Source organism: Luteolibacter yonseiensis (assembly GCF_016595465.1).
GTDB classification, from domain to species: domain Bacteria; phylum Verrucomicrobiota; class Verrucomicrobiia; order Verrucomicrobiales; family Akkermansiaceae; genus Luteolibacter; species Luteolibacter yonseiensis.
Genome location: NZ_JAENIK010000005.1, coordinates 74,068 through 90,980, shown reverse-complemented (window position 1 = coordinate 90,980; position 16,913 = coordinate 74,068). Strand labels below are relative to the sequence as shown.

16 protein-coding genes are annotated in these 16,913 nt (G+C 61.4%); 8 read left to right on the top strand and 8 right to left on the bottom strand.

Annotated elements, in window-relative coordinates:
• Positions 1–473: 473 nt before the first annotated feature.
• Positions 474–1,193, bottom strand: coding sequence for a glycosyltransferase family 32 protein (locus JIN84_RS05870; RefSeq protein WP_200350099.1), 720 nt, complete (start codon positions 1,191–1,193; stop codon positions 474–476).
• A gap of 148 nt (positions 1,194–1,341) precedes the next feature.
• Between JIN84_RS05870 and JIN84_RS05865 the strand changes: the two genes are divergently transcribed.
• Positions 1,342–2,388: a UDP-galactopyranose mutase gene (locus JIN84_RS05865; protein ID WP_200350098.1), complete on the top strand. Its 1,047-nt coding sequence runs from the start codon at positions 1,342–1,344 to the stop codon at positions 2,386–2,388.
• Positions 2,389–2,395: 7 nt separating this feature from the next.
• Positions 2,396–3,055 carry a glycosyltransferase family protein gene (locus tag JIN84_RS05860; protein ID WP_200350097.1) on the top strand — a complete coding sequence of 220 codons (660 nt, stop codon included), beginning with the start codon at positions 2,396–2,398 and terminating at the stop codon, positions 3,053–3,055.
• Positions 3,056–3,105: 50 nt separating this feature from the next.
• On the opposite strand, the gene JIN84_RS05855 is transcribed toward JIN84_RS05860, so the two are convergent.
• The 5 genes from JIN84_RS05855 to JIN84_RS05835 form a co-directional block, all read right to left on the bottom strand.
• Positions 3,106–3,639, bottom strand: a complete 534-nt coding sequence (locus tag JIN84_RS05855) for a hypothetical protein (RefSeq protein ID WP_200350096.1) — start codon at positions 3,637–3,639, stop codon at positions 3,106–3,108.
• A 316-nt stretch (positions 3,640–3,955) separates the two neighbouring features.
• On the bottom strand, positions 3,956–4,774 hold the full coding sequence (locus JIN84_RS05850) for a hypothetical protein (protein WP_200350095.1): 819 nt from the start codon (positions 4,772–4,774) through the stop codon (positions 3,956–3,958).
• Positions 4,771–5,595 (bottom strand): hypothetical protein, encoded by an 825-nt coding sequence (locus JIN84_RS05845; protein WP_200350094.1) that lies wholly within the window; start codon positions 5,593–5,595, stop codon positions 4,771–4,773. Before JIN84_RS05845 ends, JIN84_RS05850 begins: the two co-directional genes overlap by 4 nt.
• Positions 5,596–5,599: 4 nt before the next feature.
• Positions 5,600–6,301: a glycosyltransferase family 32 protein gene (locus JIN84_RS05840; RefSeq protein WP_200350093.1), complete on the bottom strand. Its 702-nt coding sequence runs from the start codon at positions 6,299–6,301 to the stop codon at positions 5,600–5,602.
• Between the two features lie 347 nt (positions 6,302–6,648).
• Positions 6,649–7,425 carry a glycosyltransferase family protein gene (locus tag JIN84_RS05835; protein WP_200350092.1) on the bottom strand — a complete coding sequence of 259 codons (777 nt, stop codon included), beginning with the start codon at positions 7,423–7,425 and terminating at the stop codon, positions 6,649–6,651.
• Between the two features lie 545 nt (positions 7,426–7,970).
• Between JIN84_RS05835 and JIN84_RS05830 the strand changes: the two genes are divergently transcribed.
• The 6 genes from JIN84_RS05830 (at position 7,971) to JIN84_RS05805 (ending at position 15,065) form a co-directional block, all read left to right on the top strand.
• Positions 7,971–8,801, top strand: a complete 831-nt coding sequence (locus JIN84_RS05830; protein ID WP_200350091.1) for a hypothetical protein — start codon at positions 7,971–7,973, stop codon at positions 8,799–8,801.
• A gap of 502 nt (positions 8,802–9,303) precedes the next feature.
• Positions 9,304–9,942 carry a response regulator transcription factor gene (locus tag JIN84_RS05825; protein WP_200350090.1) on the top strand — a complete coding sequence of 213 codons (639 nt, stop codon included), beginning with the start codon at positions 9,304–9,306 and terminating at the stop codon, positions 9,940–9,942.
• A 75-nt stretch (positions 9,943–10,017) separates the two neighbouring features.
• Positions 10,018–11,229: a helix-turn-helix domain-containing protein gene (locus JIN84_RS05820; RefSeq protein ID WP_200350089.1), complete on the top strand. Its 1,212-nt coding sequence runs from the start codon at positions 10,018–10,020 to the stop codon at positions 11,227–11,229.
• Positions 11,230–12,555: 1,326 nt separating this feature from the next.
• Positions 12,556–13,239 carry a response regulator transcription factor gene (locus JIN84_RS05815; protein WP_200350088.1) on the top strand — a complete coding sequence of 228 codons (684 nt, stop codon included), beginning with the start codon at positions 12,556–12,558 and terminating at the stop codon, positions 13,237–13,239.
• 447 nt (positions 13,240–13,686) lie between these two features.
• Positions 13,687–14,289, top strand: a complete 603-nt coding sequence (locus JIN84_RS05810; RefSeq protein WP_200350087.1) for an outer membrane protein — start codon at positions 13,687–13,689, stop codon at positions 14,287–14,289.
• Between the two features lie 338 nt (positions 14,290–14,627).
• Positions 14,628–15,065: a VOC family protein gene (locus tag JIN84_RS05805; protein WP_200350086.1), complete on the top strand. Its 438-nt coding sequence runs from the start codon at positions 14,628–14,630 to the stop codon at positions 15,063–15,065.
• 503 nt (positions 15,066–15,568) lie between these two features.
• On the opposite strand, the gene JIN84_RS05800 is transcribed toward JIN84_RS05805, so the two are convergent.
• Positions 15,569–15,895: a hypothetical protein gene (locus JIN84_RS05800; protein ID WP_200350085.1), complete on the bottom strand. Its 327-nt coding sequence runs from the start codon at positions 15,893–15,895 to the stop codon at positions 15,569–15,571.
• Positions 15,896–16,267: 372 nt separating this feature from the next.
• On the bottom strand, positions 16,268–16,855 hold the full coding sequence (locus JIN84_RS05795) for a hypothetical protein (protein ID WP_200350084.1): 588 nt from the start codon (positions 16,853–16,855) through the stop codon (positions 16,268–16,270).
• Positions 16,856–16,913: the final 58 nt, after the last annotated feature.

Genomic DNA, 16,913 nt, shown 5'->3' with positions numbered 1-16,913 from the left:
ACAAACTCCCACACAAACTCCCACACAAACTCCCACACAAACCCCCACACAAACCCCCACACAAACCCCCACACAAACCCCCACACAAACCCCCGCACAACCCCCCGCACAAACCCCCGCCCAAACTCCCGCCCACTCTCCAGCACCAAAGGTGCGAAATGAGACAGCCCGGGGCAAAGCGAAGCGCCGCCCCGGGTAATATCTACAAAGAACATCGAAGTCCTGAAAGGACGGCATCCCTGGCATATCCACCCCATCCGCACGCGTCCCCCAAACCCGGAAATCCCCCTGTCCACCTCTTCCCACCACCCCCACCAATCACACATCTCTCCCATCAACTCTCAACTCTTCCTCTTCTCTTTCAATCAACCATCAACCATCAACCATCAACCATCAACCATCAACCATCAACCATCAACCATCAACCATCAACTCTTCCTCTTCTCTTTCAATCAACCATCAACTCTCAACCATCAACTCTCCCCCCACCCCTTCACCAGATACAGATCCATCTTCCTCCTCCAGCTCCCGGACGCGATCATCCCCTCATACTCATCCTTCTCCGGGAAATCCAGCGACATGTCCGGCAGCGGGCTCACCCACGACGACGGCAGCAGCGCGATCCCGCACGCCGACGGCCCCCCATGCTCGTCGATCATCCGGCTGATCGCCAGCGGCCCCGTCGACTCCGCCGGATCCCCGCCCAGCCTGCCCTCCCGCGCCGCCGCCGCCACCTCGCCCAGGTATATCCCGAGGAAACGCGCCCGCGGCATCGCCACCATGAAATCGTTCATCACCACATCCTGGCCATGCACCACCTCGCAATGCACCGGGTGGTCCACCGTCATCAGCAGCTCCTCGCCCCCCGAGACAAAACCGTCCCACACCGCCATCCCGAACATCTCCTCCAGCGGCTTCACCGCCTCCAGCGCCGGATCGCAATACACCCCTCCGTCCCGGAACAACACCGCGCACCGGAACACATCCTCCTTCCCCGCCTCCGTCGGAATCCTGCGGAAATCCTCCACCGGCATCACCCCGCACTCCGCCACCACCTCCTCCATGTCCGCCTCCGTGTGGAAGCGATGCTCCCAATCCGGATGCTTCTCGCGGACGGTCGAAATGCGGCGGGCCAGGAATCCGGGAAGCCCGCTGGATTTCCATGACTGGTGGATGATGCGTGGGAATGACATGATATGAATAGGTTCGTTGCTGTTTGACCCATATCTCACGCCCCGCACCCCTCCCTGACAAGCGAAATGCCCGCCCGCGATTTAAATCCCACCGTATATATACATATGGATATTGATCACATGACACAATCATGGACACTTGATATGCATGAAAGTCATCATCACCGGCGCCGGCCTATCCGGCACAGTCGCGGCCGTCCTCCTCAAGCGTGCCGGCCACCGCGTCGAGATATACGAAACCCGCCCCCACATCGCCGGCAACTGCCATGACGGGAAAACCGGCGGCGTCACCGTCCACACCTACGGACCCCACCTCTTCCACACCAACAACACCATGGTCTGGAACTTCCTCTCCCGCTTCACCGCATGGAACGGCTACCAGGTCAGGGTCGTCGCGGACACCGCCCTCGGCCGGATCCCCATCCCGTGGTCCCTCGCCTCCGCCGACGCCGCCGGGCGCGACCTCACGGACTCCGGCATCCGCGACCTCATCTTCCGCGACTACTCCGAAAAACAATGGGGCATCCCCTTCGCGGAACTCCCCGACGCCATCCGCAACCGCGTCCCCCTCCGCCGCGACAACCACGACACCCGCTACTTCACCGACCGCCACCAGGGCCAGCCCGCCGATGGATTCACCGCCATGTTCACCCGCATGCTCGAAGGCATCCCCGTCCACCTCGGCGTCCCCGAAGGCCTCTCCATGGAAGCCGCCGCCCGCGCCGACCTCCACATCTACACCGGCAAGATCGACTCCTACTTCCGCCACCGCCACGGCCGCCTCCCCTACCGCAGCCTCCGCTTCGAACACACCCGCAGCGCCACACGCCAGCCACACGCCGTCATCAACCAATGCAACACCCTCCCCTGGACCCGCACCTACGACCACGCCTGGTTCCTCGATGAAAACCCCGCCGAAACCGTCGTCACCCGCGAATACCCGCTCGCCCACGACGACACCAACGAACCCTTCTACCCCATGCCCTTCGGCGACGGCATGGAAATCCACGCCCGCTACAAGGCCCTCGCGCGGAACCTCCCCCACACCCTCTTCCTCGGCAGGCTCGCCACCTACAGCTACCTCGACATGTGGATGGCCGTCGCCCAGGCCGTCACCCTCCTCCGCCACCACCTCTCCCCCGCCGACAGGAAAGACCTCCTCAAGCCCTCCCTCCAAAAAACAACCAACCACTGAACCCACCATGGAAAACAACCCGCTCATCATCATCACCCCCACCTGGAAACGCCCCGAGCGCATCCCCTACCTCCGCCGCTTCGCCGCCGTCCTCCGCGACGCCGCCCCACTGAAATGGCTCCTCGTCGAAGACGCCGCCCACACCGACCCCGAAGTCACCGCCTTCCTCCTCGAAACCGGAATCGACCACACCTACTGGGCCGTCGGCCCCACCCGCGACAAAGGCAACCCCCAACGCGACTCCGCCCTCCTGCACATCCTCGCCAACCAGCTCCACGGCATCATCTACAACGGCGACGACGACAACCACTACTCCCCCGCCCTCTTCCACGAACTGCGGAAAGTCCGCCACATCGGCCTCCTCCCCGTCGGCAACCTCGGCCCCTCCGGCATCGAGCGCCCCATCGTCAGCGACGGCCGCATCCAATACTGGGACGCGGGATGGAAATCCCGCAAATACCCCGTCGACATGGCGGGCTTCGCCTTCCACACCACCCTCCTCGCCGCCCTCCAGCCCCCCCTCTGGAACCACACTGGTGTCGGCGGAGAATCCGAATTCATCGACAAACTCATCACCACCCCCGCCCAATTCGAATTCCTCTGCGACAACTGCACCACCTGCCACGTCTGGCACAACCACCCCCTCCAAAGCCCCCCACCCGCCTGACCCAACATCCAACATCCAACATCCAACATCCAACATCCAACTCTCAACTCTCAACTCTCAACTCTCAACTCCTCCTGATCCGTCCGATACCTCGACACCGGATCAAAAAACTCCATCTCCGGCCCATCCAACCCCAGCCTCTCGAAAAACACCCTCCTCACCTCCCCATCCAGCACGAACGCCTCGAAGCACACCACCTCCGGATACAACCCCACCTCCGCCAGCTTCGAGAAAACCCAGCCGTTCGCCCGGACGATCGAGTCATGCGCCATCCGGTGCGTCTCCACATAGCCATGCCTCACCTGCGCCTCGATGTTCATGATCACATTCCGCATCACCAGCACCGGCACCACCACATACCCCGCCTCCCTCATCCGCCCCACCAGCTCCGCCAGATCCGGCCACACCCCGCCATGCGGACAACTCCTCCTCAGCACGATCCCATCCGGCGCCGCCTCGAAATCCGCGTCATCCAGCCTCTGCACATGGCCATAGTCGCCATACACCCCCGCCGAGCAAACCGCCCGCGTCACCACCATCGCCCCACACCCCTCCGCCCCCGTTATCAAAAAAGCACGTTTCATATCTCGTTATATTAAAAATCACCCAATTCCATATTCATTCCATCCACCATCCACCATCCACCATCCACCATCCACCATCCACCATCCACCATCCACCATCTTCCATCTTCTTAATCCGTGTTCATCCGTGTCCATCCGTGGTTCAAAATCCAAAGCCCCCGCCCGTCGCCACAGCACCCGGCCATTATCCATTATCCATTATCCATCATCCATCATCCATCTTCCATCTTCCATCTTCCATCTTCCATCTCCCATCCACTATCCACTATCCACTATCCACTATCCACTATCCACTATCCACTATCCACTCGGCCGCCTAAAAAAAATCCGGATAACACTCCCCCAGCCGCCGCGTCACCTCCCCGTCATGCCACGGCACATAATGCATGTGATACACATCCCCGCCGAAAACCGGCAGCCTCACCAGCTCGAACCAATAAATCGAATGCGCGTTCTCCACCACCCGCACCCCGGACACATGCGCCGCGAACGCCAGCGCCCGATCCCCCGGCCTGCTGAAACGCCGTCCGCTCTCCTCGATCAACCACCGCCCCCTGCCGTGTGAAAAAATCACCCGCATCCCCATCTCCGAAGTGAACGAACTCTCATACTCCGTCCGCGTGTCATCGATGAAAATCCCGTGCTCCAGCAAAAACGGCACGAACAACGGCTCGTTCTCATGCCTCGACACCGGCCCGCCCGCCACATGCACCGGCTCCACGCCGAACTCACCGTCCAGATAACCCAGCATCGCCGCCACATCCGTCACCGAATCATCATCCACCCGCCCGTGCCACCTCGCCGTGAAATCCGCCCCCAACAGCCACAGGTAATACCCGTTGATCTTCGGGATCGGCTCCGCGCACGGCATCTCCAGCACCGACACCTCCCCCACCTCCCGCCATCCCGCGGCGATCTCCTCCGCATGACCGAAATCACCCGGATTCACGATCAGAGTGATGTGCACCCTTCGCCCCCCCACATTCAGCACCCCCCACCGCTTCATGCACGAGATGCGGTTCATGTTCCGCTCCGCGCAATGCGTCAGCACCGCCAGGTTCAGGTCATACCGAGCCCCCGGGGAAAATCCCCTCCTCACATTCAGCGGCACCATCCTCGCATCCACGGCATTCATCGTACCCCGGATCCCCCCTTCTCCTCCATATCCACCGCCACGAACGCCGCGCCGAACAAATGCAGCCACAGCCGCTCGCACAGATAACCATGCGACCGGTCACCGCACGAAAGCACCCGCAACCCCTCCAGCACCACCCCCGGCACCCGCGCCAGCCGCCCGCCCGCCACCGCGAAAACCGCCCCATACGAAAACACCCCCAGATCCGCCGCGCCCGCCTCATCCGCCAGCTCATCCCACCCCGCCAACCGCAGGAAATGCTCCACGATGTTCGTCCCCGCCGGCAGCCCGTGGCACCTGCGGTAATCCCTGGAAATCCCCACCGCACCCGCATCGTGAAACCCCGGCGGAGCCAGCGTGCGCAGCGAAAAAACCTCGCGCCGCACCCGCAGCCCCCCCACCCGGTCCCGCCTGTCCCCATCCACCAGCAACCGCGGGGGAACGTCATGCTGCTCCAGCCAACGCACCGACAACGCCTGCACCTCCCTCCACTCCTCCTCCCGCTCCAGCAGATCAAGGAAATCCGGACTATGCGGAAAAGGATCCCCCTGCGTGAAAACCACCCGGTCCGCATCACGAGACAAACCCGACCCCACATGCGTCAGAAAAGTCTCCGACTCCCTCCCCACATTCTCCAGCCGGATCAGCACATCAATCCTCTCCAGCACCTCCCGCTCCGTCACCTCCCACCCCTTGTTATACACGATCACCCTCACATGCGCCGGCACGCACGCCAGCCACTCCAGCCCCTCGCCGTAGCGCGCCACCACCAGGTCCACCCGCCTCCCCTTCACTCCGTCATCCTTCGCCACCGTTTCCATGATATCACCAGTTATGGTTCCACGTCGTCACCGCGAACGCCTGGGGAAGCGCCGCCTCGATCCTCTCCAGCGGCATCACCCGGAACTCCCGCGCCATCCTCGCCTCATCCTCACGGAAAAGCACCCCGTCATGCCAATGCGTCAGATGGATCCAGTCGATCGGATAAACCAGGTGCGGATCCAGGATCCTCAGACCCTCCGGCCGGTACTTCTCCAGCGCCCACTGCAGCCGGAAAGGCCCCGAAAGCCGCTCCACCCCCTGCTCCCACTCCGGAGCCGCCATCGCGTCCCTCGCCACCTTCAGCCAGAAATCCACACCCGGCTCCGACGCCATGAAAGCGTTCGGAATCCTGTAATGCGTGTTGTCCTCCGTCAGCCGCCCCACCACCAGCCTCGCCCCATGCAACAGCGGCGTCAGCTCCCGCAGGCAGATGAAATCCAGATCCGCATACACCCCGCCATGCGAATGCATGTAGAGGAACCGCGCGAAATCCGCCCTCTTGATCCCCACATCCATGCCGTCATAAAACCGCAGGAACTCCGGATACCTCGTCCTCACCAGATCGCGGTTGTCCTCATCCGTCCACAGGACATGCTCCCACCCCGGATGATGCCTCCGCCACGAATCCTGCCACGCGTGCGGATATACCTCCGCGGGCACATTACTATCTTTCCACGACTGATGGATGATCTTTGGAATATTCATTCGTCCGTGAAGTAAAATGTCACCCCACCCCCCGATCAAGAAAATCCCCCCGCCCCATTTTAAATCCCATCATATATCTCCCCGGGAAGAACCCACGATAAGGTCACCCCCGAATGACCCGTAGTAGAGAACTGCTCCATCCATCTTCCATCCATCTTCCATCCATCTTCCATCCGTCTTCTTAATCCGTGTTCATCCGTGTCCATCCGTGGTTCAAAAACCAAAGCCCCCGCCTGTCGCCACAGCACCCGGCCATCCACCATCCACCATCCACCATCCACCATCCACCATCCACCATCCACAATCCACAATCCACAATCCACAATCCACAATCCACCATCCACAATCTACCCCCTCCCGGCCACATGCTCCAAATACGCCCGATGAAACGGCGCCCTCCTTCCCGCCTCTTCCATCACCCGCTTCCCATGGTGCGAAAGATAATGAATCACCTTCGCCTCCTCCGCCCGGGGATAACTCCCGTGCCCGAACCGATGCCCCTCCACCGGATAAAAATTCATCTCCTGCGGCAGCACCCTCACTTCCACCTCCAGTTCCAGGACCGCCCTCGCCAGCCACGTCTGGTCCGGCCCCCTCCCCCCGTCCCGCCACAACCCGTGCCACCGGTCGAACAACCGCCGCGCCACCTCGCCCCGCCTCCACACCATCACCCCGCTGTTGAAAAACGGCCTGTCCTCCTTCACCCCGTCCACATAACCCACAAACGCGTCCCACCCCGGAAAATGCCCCATGCAATTCCGCAACACATTGTCCCGCCACAATCCCAGCGTCGCGAAAGGATCCAGCGCCATCCCCACATCCCACCCGTCCAACAACCCCTCCAGCATCCCGAAACAACCGTTCACGATCGTGTCATCATCCAGGAAAATCGTCCTGCCGAACGGTGAATGATGATAAAGCCGCGTCTTGTAGAAACGCGAATCCAGCCCCGTCCCCGCCCCGATCAACGTGTGCGGCACATCCACCGGAGCATCCGTCAGCACATGCACCGGCGCCTCCGGATAAAACTCCCGGATCGATTCGATCAGATTGAACAACCACTGCTTCCTCCCATCCCCCGTCGAGAGCAGCAGGAAACCCTCCTCATGATCCTCGGCAACCATGGCACTCGATAATCCATCCGCCCCCCGAAGAAAATCCCATTAAAAATCCCCGCCGGAACCACCAGCACTCCGCCAACTACGACAAACCCAGTAGTTCCCCCCCCGGAGACCGCCGACAGGGCGCCACGTCCCGCACCGGCGGCTCCACAGCAGTGCGGCACCACGCCCACCCGCCACGTCCCATAACTCCCCCCGCGCCCTTTCGACATATCTTCCCTTCCACCAACCACCGCCCACCCGGCACCTCTTCCCCGCCATCATCCTCTTCTCTTTCCATCAACTCCCAACCACCAGCTCTTCCACTCGTCGATCATCGCTCACACTCATCTTTCATAGATCGATCACCCCCCACCTCTGAAAACCAGCGACTTCCCCCTCCAAAACAAATGTTCACCCGAACATTGTCGTTTGGTGCATACATTTTGCCCCAAGTGCCAATAGATGAATTCCACAACCCCAACTACACATGTGATCGCTACATAACCCCAAAACCCAGGGAGCCTCCGCAGGCCCCGAAAAACCCCAAAAAAAAGAACACCAACCCTATGAAAAAGAACATACTTGTCGCATTGCTGCTGGCTCTCCCAGTCCAGCTCCAGGCCGCGACCGTACTGCTGCCCGTCTCCAACGTCACCGCCACCAGCCCGGACGCCGCCGTCCCCGCGAACGCTGACGTCAACCTCAGCCTCGCCGGCCTCGCGAACGTGGGCGTCAACCTCACCCACAACACCAACACCGTCTCCGGAGCCTACACCGCCACCGCCGGAGGCAGCGCCAGCGTCGGCCTCATCCTCGCCGGCACCCTCAAGCTCTTCTCCAACACCATCATCGGGCCCAGCTCCATCCAGTTCGGCACCAACAGGAGCACCAGCGGCCTCGTGGGCGTCCTCGGCAACAACATCCTCGGCCCCATCGTCAACGCCGGGCTCACCCCGCAATGGTCCGCCACCATCGACCTCGGAGACGTCGGGCTCAACCTAGCCCCCTCCACCACCTACGACTTCACCTTCAACCTCGCCCAGACAACCTCGCTGTTGGGCAACCTCTCGCCCGCCGTCCTCAACCGCTTCTCCGTCAGCGTGAACGACTCGGTGGGCAACGTCCCCGCACAGGTCCTCGGCCTCACCGACCTCACCGCCTCCAACGGCACCGCCCGTTTCCGCTTCACCACCGGAACCTCCGTGGTGGATCCCAAACTGCGCCTCTCCGCCTCCGCCCTGCTTGATACCGACCTCCTCGGCAGCCTCGTCGGCCAACCGAACGCCAACCTCTACACCGTCTCCGGCCTCAACATCACCGCCATCCCCGAGCCCGACATCATCCCTCTCATGGGCCTCTTCGGCATCATATTGCTCTTTCGTAAGCGCCAGCGATAAGCGTCCTCACGATCCCGCGTTCCGGTCCGCCGGAGCATATGACTGAACACCGTGTGGATGGCAGCCCTTGACATGCCTCCACACCCCTCATGGCAACCTTTCCGCACACAAGATGACATGGCAGCGTCATCATGCGGAACGGGGAAGGCAGAGGGGCACACGGCGGCGGGGATCCCGGAAACGAGAGGTCCCCGCCGCACACCCCCGCCTCCCCACACCCCCATCGCCACCCACGCGAAAACCTCCCTAACCGGACCTGATAGGGGAATCCCCTACACCGGTCGGAGAATCCCCACCCCTTGTCGGTATTGTTACCGACACCAGTGAAATCCCCCGCCTTACAAACGCGATGGACAACCAACCATCAATGATGACAACAGACACATATCCTGCTAGACGATTCCAATCTCGGCTGTTTATCACCCGCCCGGCGGTTAGGGAAAACCAACCACGCCGGCCAAGACGAAATGATTCTCCCGAAACAAACCGCTCCCTCTCCTTAATGCATTTGAACGCACAGCCGGAACAGCTTGTTCATTACATTCATGAAGACGGGACCCTTCCCACCCTCGTGAGCCGGCAGCTCCGGGACGCCGGGCTCGTCCTCCGGCCCTACTCCTCCGCCACCGAGATGCTGGAAGCCCAGCGCTCCGTCCTGCGCGGCTGCTTCGTGCTCGACGTCCACACCACACGCGGACTCGGAGGACTTGAGATCCAGGCGGAACTCATCCGGAGGAACGACCACCTCCCCGTCATCTTCCTCACCGACCACGGCACCATCCCCAACAGCGTCCTCGCCATCAAGCGCGGCGCCGCCGACTTCCTCACCCGGCAGACCACCGCCGAAGTCCTCCTCGCCACCATCACCAAGGCCATGGCGCGCGAGGCCCAGACATGGAACCTCACCCGCAAGGGCATGGACCTCAAACACCGCTGGCAGAAACTCACCCCCAGCGAGCGCAAGGTCTTCTCCTGCGTCGTCTCCGGAATGACCAACAAACAGATCGGCGGCCGGCTCGGCTCCACCGAGAGGACCATCCGCGCCCACCGCGCCAGCCTCATGGAAAAAATGGCCGCCGGCTCCATCGCGGAACTCGTCCACCAGGCCCACGACCTCGGCCTCCCCGTCGACCCCGCCTGATCCGCCGCCCGCGTTCCCATCCCCGGAACCCGCGCGACACGGATCCCTGTATCCACCCTCCACCGGTCTTTTTCCATGTCCATTTCATCAGTCAGGTTCAACATGTCATCCCCGCTCCGCATCGGAGTCCTCCTGCGCGAGGAATACCTCAAGAGCCGCAGGGACATCATGGACGGAGTCATCAACTACTGTCTGGAAAACTCCGGACTCATGGCCTTCTTCCTCCCGCTCAAAAGCGGCGAGCCCCCCTCTCCCGCCCTCCTCTCGAAAATCCACGGCTTCGTCACCTGGGCCGCCCCCGGAGACCGCTGGCTGCCTGACATGTGGTCGGCTTCCATCCCCGTCGTCAACTGCAACGACGCCCACTCCGGCGCCGTCCCCTGCGTCTCCGCCGGAAACACCCATGAAATCGCCGGCGGCTACCTGAAAAGCCTCGAACGCCGCACCATCGGCTGCGTCACCACATCCCGGCACGCCGCCGACTGGCCCGGCACCCTCCTTCCCGCCAACGGCGTTCATAGTATCTCCGGCAACTTCGACATCAGGGTCTTCACCAACGTCTCCAGGGACCCCGGCCGCTTCCCCGAGCACATGCTCTGCGGAGAAGGCGAGGAAGAACTCGAGGAATTCCTCCGCGACCTCCCCAAACCCGCCTCCCTCTGGTGCGTCCACGACGAAATGGCCGCCCTCGTCTGGCGCAAGGCCGACGAACTCGGCATCCACGTCCCCAACGAAATCGCCATCGTCGGCTTCGGCGACCATCCCTGCGCCGTCCACAGCACACCCGGCATCACCACCCTGCGCCTCCCCGGCTACAACCTCGGCTACGAAGCCGCGAAACGCCTCCACCACCAGTTCACCGGCACCGAGGAACTCACCGCCACCACCCGCTACCTGCCCCTCACCACCGGAGACATCATCGAAAGATTCTCCACCGGAGGCTACCACCAGATCAACCGCGGCATGCAGCGCGCCTGGAGACTGCTCGAGGAATACCCCGACGACGGCCTCACCGTCGAACACCTCATCGAACACGCCCGCATCTCCAGGGCCGGCTTCTACAAGGAATTCGAAAAAGCCTTCAACATCTCCCCCGGCAAGGCCATCCGCAACTCGCGCATCAAAAAAGCCAGGAAATACCTCCTCAACAGCAACATCCCCATCTCCGTCGTCGGCAAGCGGTGCGCCTTCCACGCCGAATCCGAATTCTGCAACTTCTTCAAACGCGAAACCGGAGAAACCCCCATGGAATGGCGCAACAACCACCTCTTCGCCACAAGAGCCTGACCCCGCGCCCTCTCCGCCCCCCCCAAGGAACAGCGACCGCATCGACCATCGCCCCGCGGCCAAGCACGGTTCCATTCATCTTCCCAACCAAGGTTACCGCATCTTCCCAACCAAGGTTCAACGCACCCTCCCAACCATGGTTCACCGCACCTTCCCCAGCGCGGCTCCGCTCATCTTCCGTCCCGGAGGGACAGGCGGACCTTAGCCGGTCGGCGCAAGCCACCGGATCAGTATCGCGCGGAGATATCCGCCCCGGCAGGGGCGGCGGAAAGGTCTGCCCGCCAACGAGCGCGGCACTTCCGCCGCGCCACCCGACACCGCCCTTTTCGCGGACTGGAGCCCGTTGACCTGTTCCGTGCGATCATCCCGCACGCTCCGAAAACCACCCACGCGCCCCCCTCCTCGGACAAAACACCGGATTTCTCCACCACCCACGCGCTTCCTCTCCTCGGATAAAACAACGGATTCTCCAGCACCAGCGCGCCCCCCCTCCTCAGGCAAAACAACGGATTCCCCAGCACCAGCGCCCCCCTCCTCAGGCAAAACAACGGATTCCCCAGCACCAAAGGTGCGGAATGGGAAAGCCCAGGGTAAGCGCAGCGCAACCCTGGGGCCTACCATGCCCCTTGCCAGGAGTCCTGAAGGGACGACATCCCTGCCGCGTCGATCCCGCCTCGACCACGTCCCCTCAAGACCCCCGCCGCCGCAAAAACCATCATCCCGGAACGCCCACCCTTGCTATCCCATCACGCCCTTTGGTGCTCAAGATCCCAAACCCACCACACCACACCACACCACACCACACCACACCACACCACACCACACCACACCACACCACACCACACCACACCACACCGCCACTTTATCCTCCGCGTCTTCCTCCCCGCACTCCGCGTCCTCCGCGTTTCGATTTCCCCCTCTGTCACTCATCGATCATCGCTCACCCTCATCTCTCATCGATCCTTCCCTTCGCGCCTTTGCGGTAAAATCTTCTCTTCCACAACCCACCGCCCACCCGACACCTCTCCTCGCGGTCTTCCTCCTCTCTTTCCATCAACTCTCAACCATCAACTCTTCCCCTCATCGATCATCGATCATCCCCTCGCGTTGCAAAATGCACCAACCCAAACATTCACCTAATATCCATTGCAAACCCACCCCAAAATAACCCATCTTTCCCCGTCGGACCGCGCACCGTGATCCGAAAAAAACAGCACCACCAACCCGAAAACCAACAAGCACCCATCCCTCCCCCCCGGAACCCTTGATGTGACCACATCATCAAAACGCGTCAGCCCCCCTTGATCCGCTGACCAACCGAAAACCATGCTCACACCCACCGAGCGCGCGGAGCAGGTCGTCCATCTCGCCGATGCCGACCAATCCTTCCGCACCGCCACCTGCCACCAGCTCGAAGCAGCGGGATTCCAGACCCGCCAACACCCCACCGCAACCGACTTCCTCGACAGCCACACCGCCCCCCCGCGCGGCTGCCTCGTTCTCGACATCCGCTTCCCCACGGGCATCAGCGGACCCGACCTCCAACAGGAACTGAACCGCCGCCACGCGATCCTTCCCCTCATCTTCCTCACCGGCCACGGAGACATCCCCACCAGCGTCAAGGTCCTCAAGGGCGGAGCCCACGACTTCCTCACCAAGCCCGCCGACATCAGCAGCCTCCTGCAGGCAGTCACCACCGCCCTCGCCAAGGAACAAGCCCTCTGGGACTCCAGGCAAAAATACAAGGATCGCCTGGAAAACCTCCTCAACCTCACCGCGACCGAGCGGGAGATCTTCCTCCGCATGGTGGACGGCATCAGCTACGAGCGCATCTGCCGGGAACTCGGCATCCCCCGCGCCACCGTCAGCACCCACCGCTCCGGCATCATGCGGAAAATGAAAGCCACCACCCTCGCCCAACTCGTCCACCAGACCCACCAACTGCGCGTCTCCATGGGCAAGGAATCCTTCCCCACCGTCCGCAGCCTCTTCGAAATCGAGGAACTCTAGATCGTAGATCGTAGATCGTAGATCGTAGATGTGGATCTCAGGTCTCAGGTCTCAGGTCTCAGGTCTCAGGTCTCAGGTCTCAGGTCTCAGGTCTCAGGTCTCAGGTCTCAGGTCTCAGGTCTCAGGTCTCAGGTCTCAGGTCTCAGGTCTCAGGTCTCAGGTCTCAGGTCTCTGATCTCTGGTCTCTGGTCTCTGGTCTCTGGTCTCTGGTCTCTGGTCTCTTGTCTCTGGTCTCTTGTCTCCGATCATCAAAATTGCAACGCCATCGCGCAAAACGCACCCCCTACCGCTCCCCCATCCCGCCTCCCCGCCCCCCGAATCCCCTTGCGCCATCGGGATTTCCCCGCATTCGCCGGAAATGGAATCCCACTTGCTAGCAGAGGCCCCCAAGGAACGGTGCACGCCCCTGGCGATCCACCTCCCAACACGCAACTACCAAACACTCAGATGAAAAACACGATCCTGTTGTCGCTTCTCCTCGCAATGCCAGCCCTTGCCGGGACCACGCAAGTCATCAACGAACCCCCGCCACCAACCGTCACCAACGACTCATGGCAGTGGTTCATCGGTGGATCCGCCGGATACCTCCTCGACTACGAAGAAGACATGTACACCCTCCGGATCGGCGCGAACTCCCCATGGGTCTTCAGCGGCTGGAGCGTCTCCCTCTTCGCCGAAGGCGGCTGGACCGAAAACCACGACGCCCTCGACGCCGTCACCCCTCCCGGCGGTGACAACGAGATCGACCTCGTCCCCATCACCCTCAACGCCCGCTTCGAGCACCTCATCTCCGGCGGCCTCAGCGCCTACGTCGGCGGCGGTCTCGGTGCCAGCTACGTCGATGCCGAAGTCAGCGGCTTCGGTGCCACCGCCGAAGCGGACGACTGGGTATTCACCGCCCAGGTCTTCGCCGGCCTCGCCTACCACGTGAACGACAACGTCGAAATCTTCGGCGGCGCCCGCTGGATCTACTTCGACGATCCAAGCTTCAGCGGCGTCTCCCTCGACGACGACGTCCTCTTCGAAGGCGGCCTCACCTTCCACTTCTGAGTCCACCCGTCCCGCAAGTTCTCTTGTTATGACATCAAGGCCGTCCGGGAAACCGGGCGGCCTTCTCCTTTCCCTCCCCCTATATCTCGCTGGCACCTTCCCAACATTCCCGGATAATCCCCAGCTCTTCTTCCTTTGCGTCCCTCCGCGACCTTCGCGGTAAATCTCCTCTTCCACCGATCACCCCAACCTCCTCCTCCCGGTCTTCCTCTTCTCTTTCCATCAACTCTCAACTCTCAACCATCAACCGGCACCTCTTCCTCCCGGTCTTCCTCTTCTCTTTCCATCAACCATCAACTCTCAACCATCAACTCTTCCCCCCCTCATCGATCAAAACCATGAAACTCCACCGCATCGACCACATCGGCATCACCGTCCGCGACCTGCCCGCCATGAGAGACTTCCTCCTCGCCCTCGGCATGGAAGTCATCGGCGAGGACGACGTCAGCGGCCCATGGGTGGACCGCGTCATCGGCCTCGACAACGCCCGCAGCTCCATCGCCATGCTGAAAACCCCCGATGGAAACGCCAACATCGAGCTCGTCCAATTCCACCACCCCGCCTCTCCCGGCGAAGCCACCCCGCCGCATCCCATGAACGTCCCCGGCCTCCGCCACCTCGCCTTCACCGTCGGAGACCTCGAAGGCACCGTCGCCCACCTCCGTCAAAAAGGCGCCGAACTCCTCGGCGAAATCGTCAACTACCGCGACATCTACAAACTCTGCTGCATCCGCGGCCCCGAAGGCATCATCCTCGAACTCGCCGAAGAACTCTAACCCGCTCCAGCCCCCGGTAGCCCCACTTTCCGCTCCCGACCCCTCGGTCGCACCGCGCCGACAGCCACCGAAAAGAGCGCGTTCATCCTGAACGCCACATGCCGTGGACATCCTGTCCATCGGCGGAACAAACGGTGTTCCGTCTCCACCCGGCCCCGTAACTTCAAAAGCACGTCACCTCCGCATCACTCCAAAAATCCACCGGATCCGGACCTATCAGATCCTCATCATCCATGCATCCATGCATCCATGCATCCATGCATCCATGCATCCATGCATCCATGCATCCATGCATCCGTGCATCCTCCATCCTCCATCCTCCATCCTCCTCCTCCATCCTCCATCCTCCATCCTCCGATAAATCCGGAACCGTTCACTCCTCCAGCACCAAAGGTGCGGAATGAGATAGCCCGGGGCAAGCAAAGCGCCGCCCCGGGTGCCCCCCGCGCGATACCACAAGTCCTGTAAGGACGACATCCCTCACGCTCCACCTCCCCCTGGAATCACAAACCCAAAACAATCCGCAGGTTGTCCAGCATCGAATCCAGCGCCTTCGGCAGATACGGAGAATACGAAATCACCCCCATCACCATCCCCAGGATGAACACCGGCTTCTCCCGCGGCTGCCAGGCGATGACCCGATAAGAAAGGAACAGGTTCGCCAGATCGATCAACCTCATGAACAACCCCGCGCCCGCCCTCCATCTCGCGAGATCCACCTCCGGTCCGGCATCCCAGAAAAAATCATGATCCGTCAGCCAGACACACGCGATCCTCACCGCCATCAGCACGGCCCAGATCGCAACCAGCTTCTTCACACCCTGTTTCATCACACGAAATGGCAGCCGGGCCCGGCCCCTCATGCCCCGCCGCCACACGGCAGCCAACACAGGCACAGCGGTCTCCAAGCCCTCCGCCAACCATAACAACCTGCCTCCATCCGATTCCCCTGACAAGACCTGAATGCCGCACTCATCCGGCATCCTCCAGCACAAAAGACCCGGAACCATCCACCCCTCCAGCACCAAGGTGCGGAATGAGACAGCCCGGGGTGAGCGAATCGCAACCCCGGGACATGCCATGACCTTTTCATGAGTCCTGCAGGGACGGCATCCGTGGCGCGCCGGAAAAAAACCTCACCATGTGCTGATGCCTCCAGGCCGATGCCTCCCGGCCGCCCTCCTCCTCCCGACCAAACCCGTCTATTCCGGCATCCTTGAAAAAACATAAATCAACATGTCGATATGATCCAACGAATCAGGCATCCCGCTGGCCGTGAACGTCCGCTCCGCCGGATTGGTCTTCACAAGCGCCGCCTTCACCCCGTATTTGTCCAACGACTTCTCCAGTTCCGCTTCCGAGGCCCAGTTCAAACCCAGCCTCGCGGACACCGCCTCCGTGATCCGATATCTCCTCACATCATCCTCCCCTCCTCCGGCGGCGGTGAAAATGATGGTATTCCTCCTGAAATCATAATTCACCCCATGCTTGAAGGCCGTTCCCACATGATAGAGAACCTCCGAAAACCTCATGTTCTCCAGCTTCATCGTGATCTCACGGTGCTCGTCAAACTTGCTTGAGTTCTTGAACTCGAAATTCAATCTCAGCACATCCAGATCGTCCGCGCGCATCTTATCCATGACCGCATGCACGGCCCTCGTCAGCGACTTCTCGGAAAACTCCACCGAAATCCTCTTATCCAGGTAACCCGCTACGGAAATCTCCTCCGCCGCCGCCAGATTGGAATGGATGAATCCGATGGCGAGCATCGGCATCGATAATATTTTCATACTTTTTTTCATGGATTTTTGATTTATTCAAAAGAATACGGAAACATCATCGGCTCAC

Excerpts from the sequence above, each read along its gene's own strand:
- JIN84_RS05870 (WP_200350099.1), bottom strand. The coding sequence starts at position 1,193 with ATGTCATTCCCACGCATCATCCACCAGTCATGGAAATCCAGCGGGCTT.
- JIN84_RS05865 (WP_200350098.1), top strand. The coding sequence starts at position 1,342 with ATGAAAGTCATCATCACCGGCGCCGGCCTATCCGGCACAGTCGCGGCC.
- JIN84_RS05860 (WP_200350097.1), top strand. The coding sequence starts at position 2,396 with ATGGAAAACAACCCGCTCATCATCATCACCCCCACCTGGAAACGCCCC.
- JIN84_RS05855 (WP_200350096.1), bottom strand. The coding sequence starts at position 3,639 with ATGAAACGTGCTTTTTTGATAACGGGGGCGGAGGGGTGTGGGGCGATG.
- JIN84_RS05850 (WP_200350095.1), bottom strand. The coding sequence starts at position 4,774 with ATGAATGCCGTGGATGCGAGGATGGTGCCGCTGAATGTGAGGAGGGGA.
- JIN84_RS05845 (WP_200350094.1), bottom strand. The coding sequence starts at position 5,595 with ATGGAAACGGTGGCGAAGGATGACGGAGTGAAGGGGAGGCGGGTGGAC.
- JIN84_RS05840 (WP_200350093.1), bottom strand. The coding sequence starts at position 6,301 with ATGAATATTCCAAAGATCATCCATCAGTCGTGGAAAGATAGTAATGTG.
- JIN84_RS05835 (WP_200350092.1), bottom strand. The coding sequence starts at position 7,425 with ATGGTTGCCGAGGATCATGAGGAGGGTTTCCTGCTGCTCTCGACGGGG.
- JIN84_RS05830 (WP_200350091.1), top strand. The coding sequence starts at position 7,971 with ATGAAAAAGAACATACTTGTCGCATTGCTGCTGGCTCTCCCAGTCCAG.
- JIN84_RS05825 (WP_200350090.1), top strand. The coding sequence starts at position 9,304 with ATGCATTTGAACGCACAGCCGGAACAGCTTGTTCATTACATTCATGAA.
- JIN84_RS05820 (WP_200350089.1), top strand. The coding sequence starts at position 10,018 with ATGTCCATTTCATCAGTCAGGTTCAACATGTCATCCCCGCTCCGCATC.
- JIN84_RS05815 (WP_200350088.1), top strand. The coding sequence starts at position 12,556 with ATGCTCACACCCACCGAGCGCGCGGAGCAGGTCGTCCATCTCGCCGAT.
- JIN84_RS05810 (WP_200350087.1), top strand. The coding sequence starts at position 13,687 with ATGAAAAACACGATCCTGTTGTCGCTTCTCCTCGCAATGCCAGCCCTT.
- JIN84_RS05805 (WP_200350086.1), top strand. The coding sequence starts at position 14,628 with ATGAAACTCCACCGCATCGACCACATCGGCATCACCGTCCGCGACCTG.
- JIN84_RS05800 (WP_200350085.1), bottom strand. The coding sequence starts at position 15,895 with ATGAAACAGGGTGTGAAGAAGCTGGTTGCGATCTGGGCCGTGCTGATG.
- JIN84_RS05795 (WP_200350084.1), bottom strand. The coding sequence starts at position 16,855 with ATGAAAATATTATCGATGCCGATGCTCGCCATCGGATTCATCCATTCC.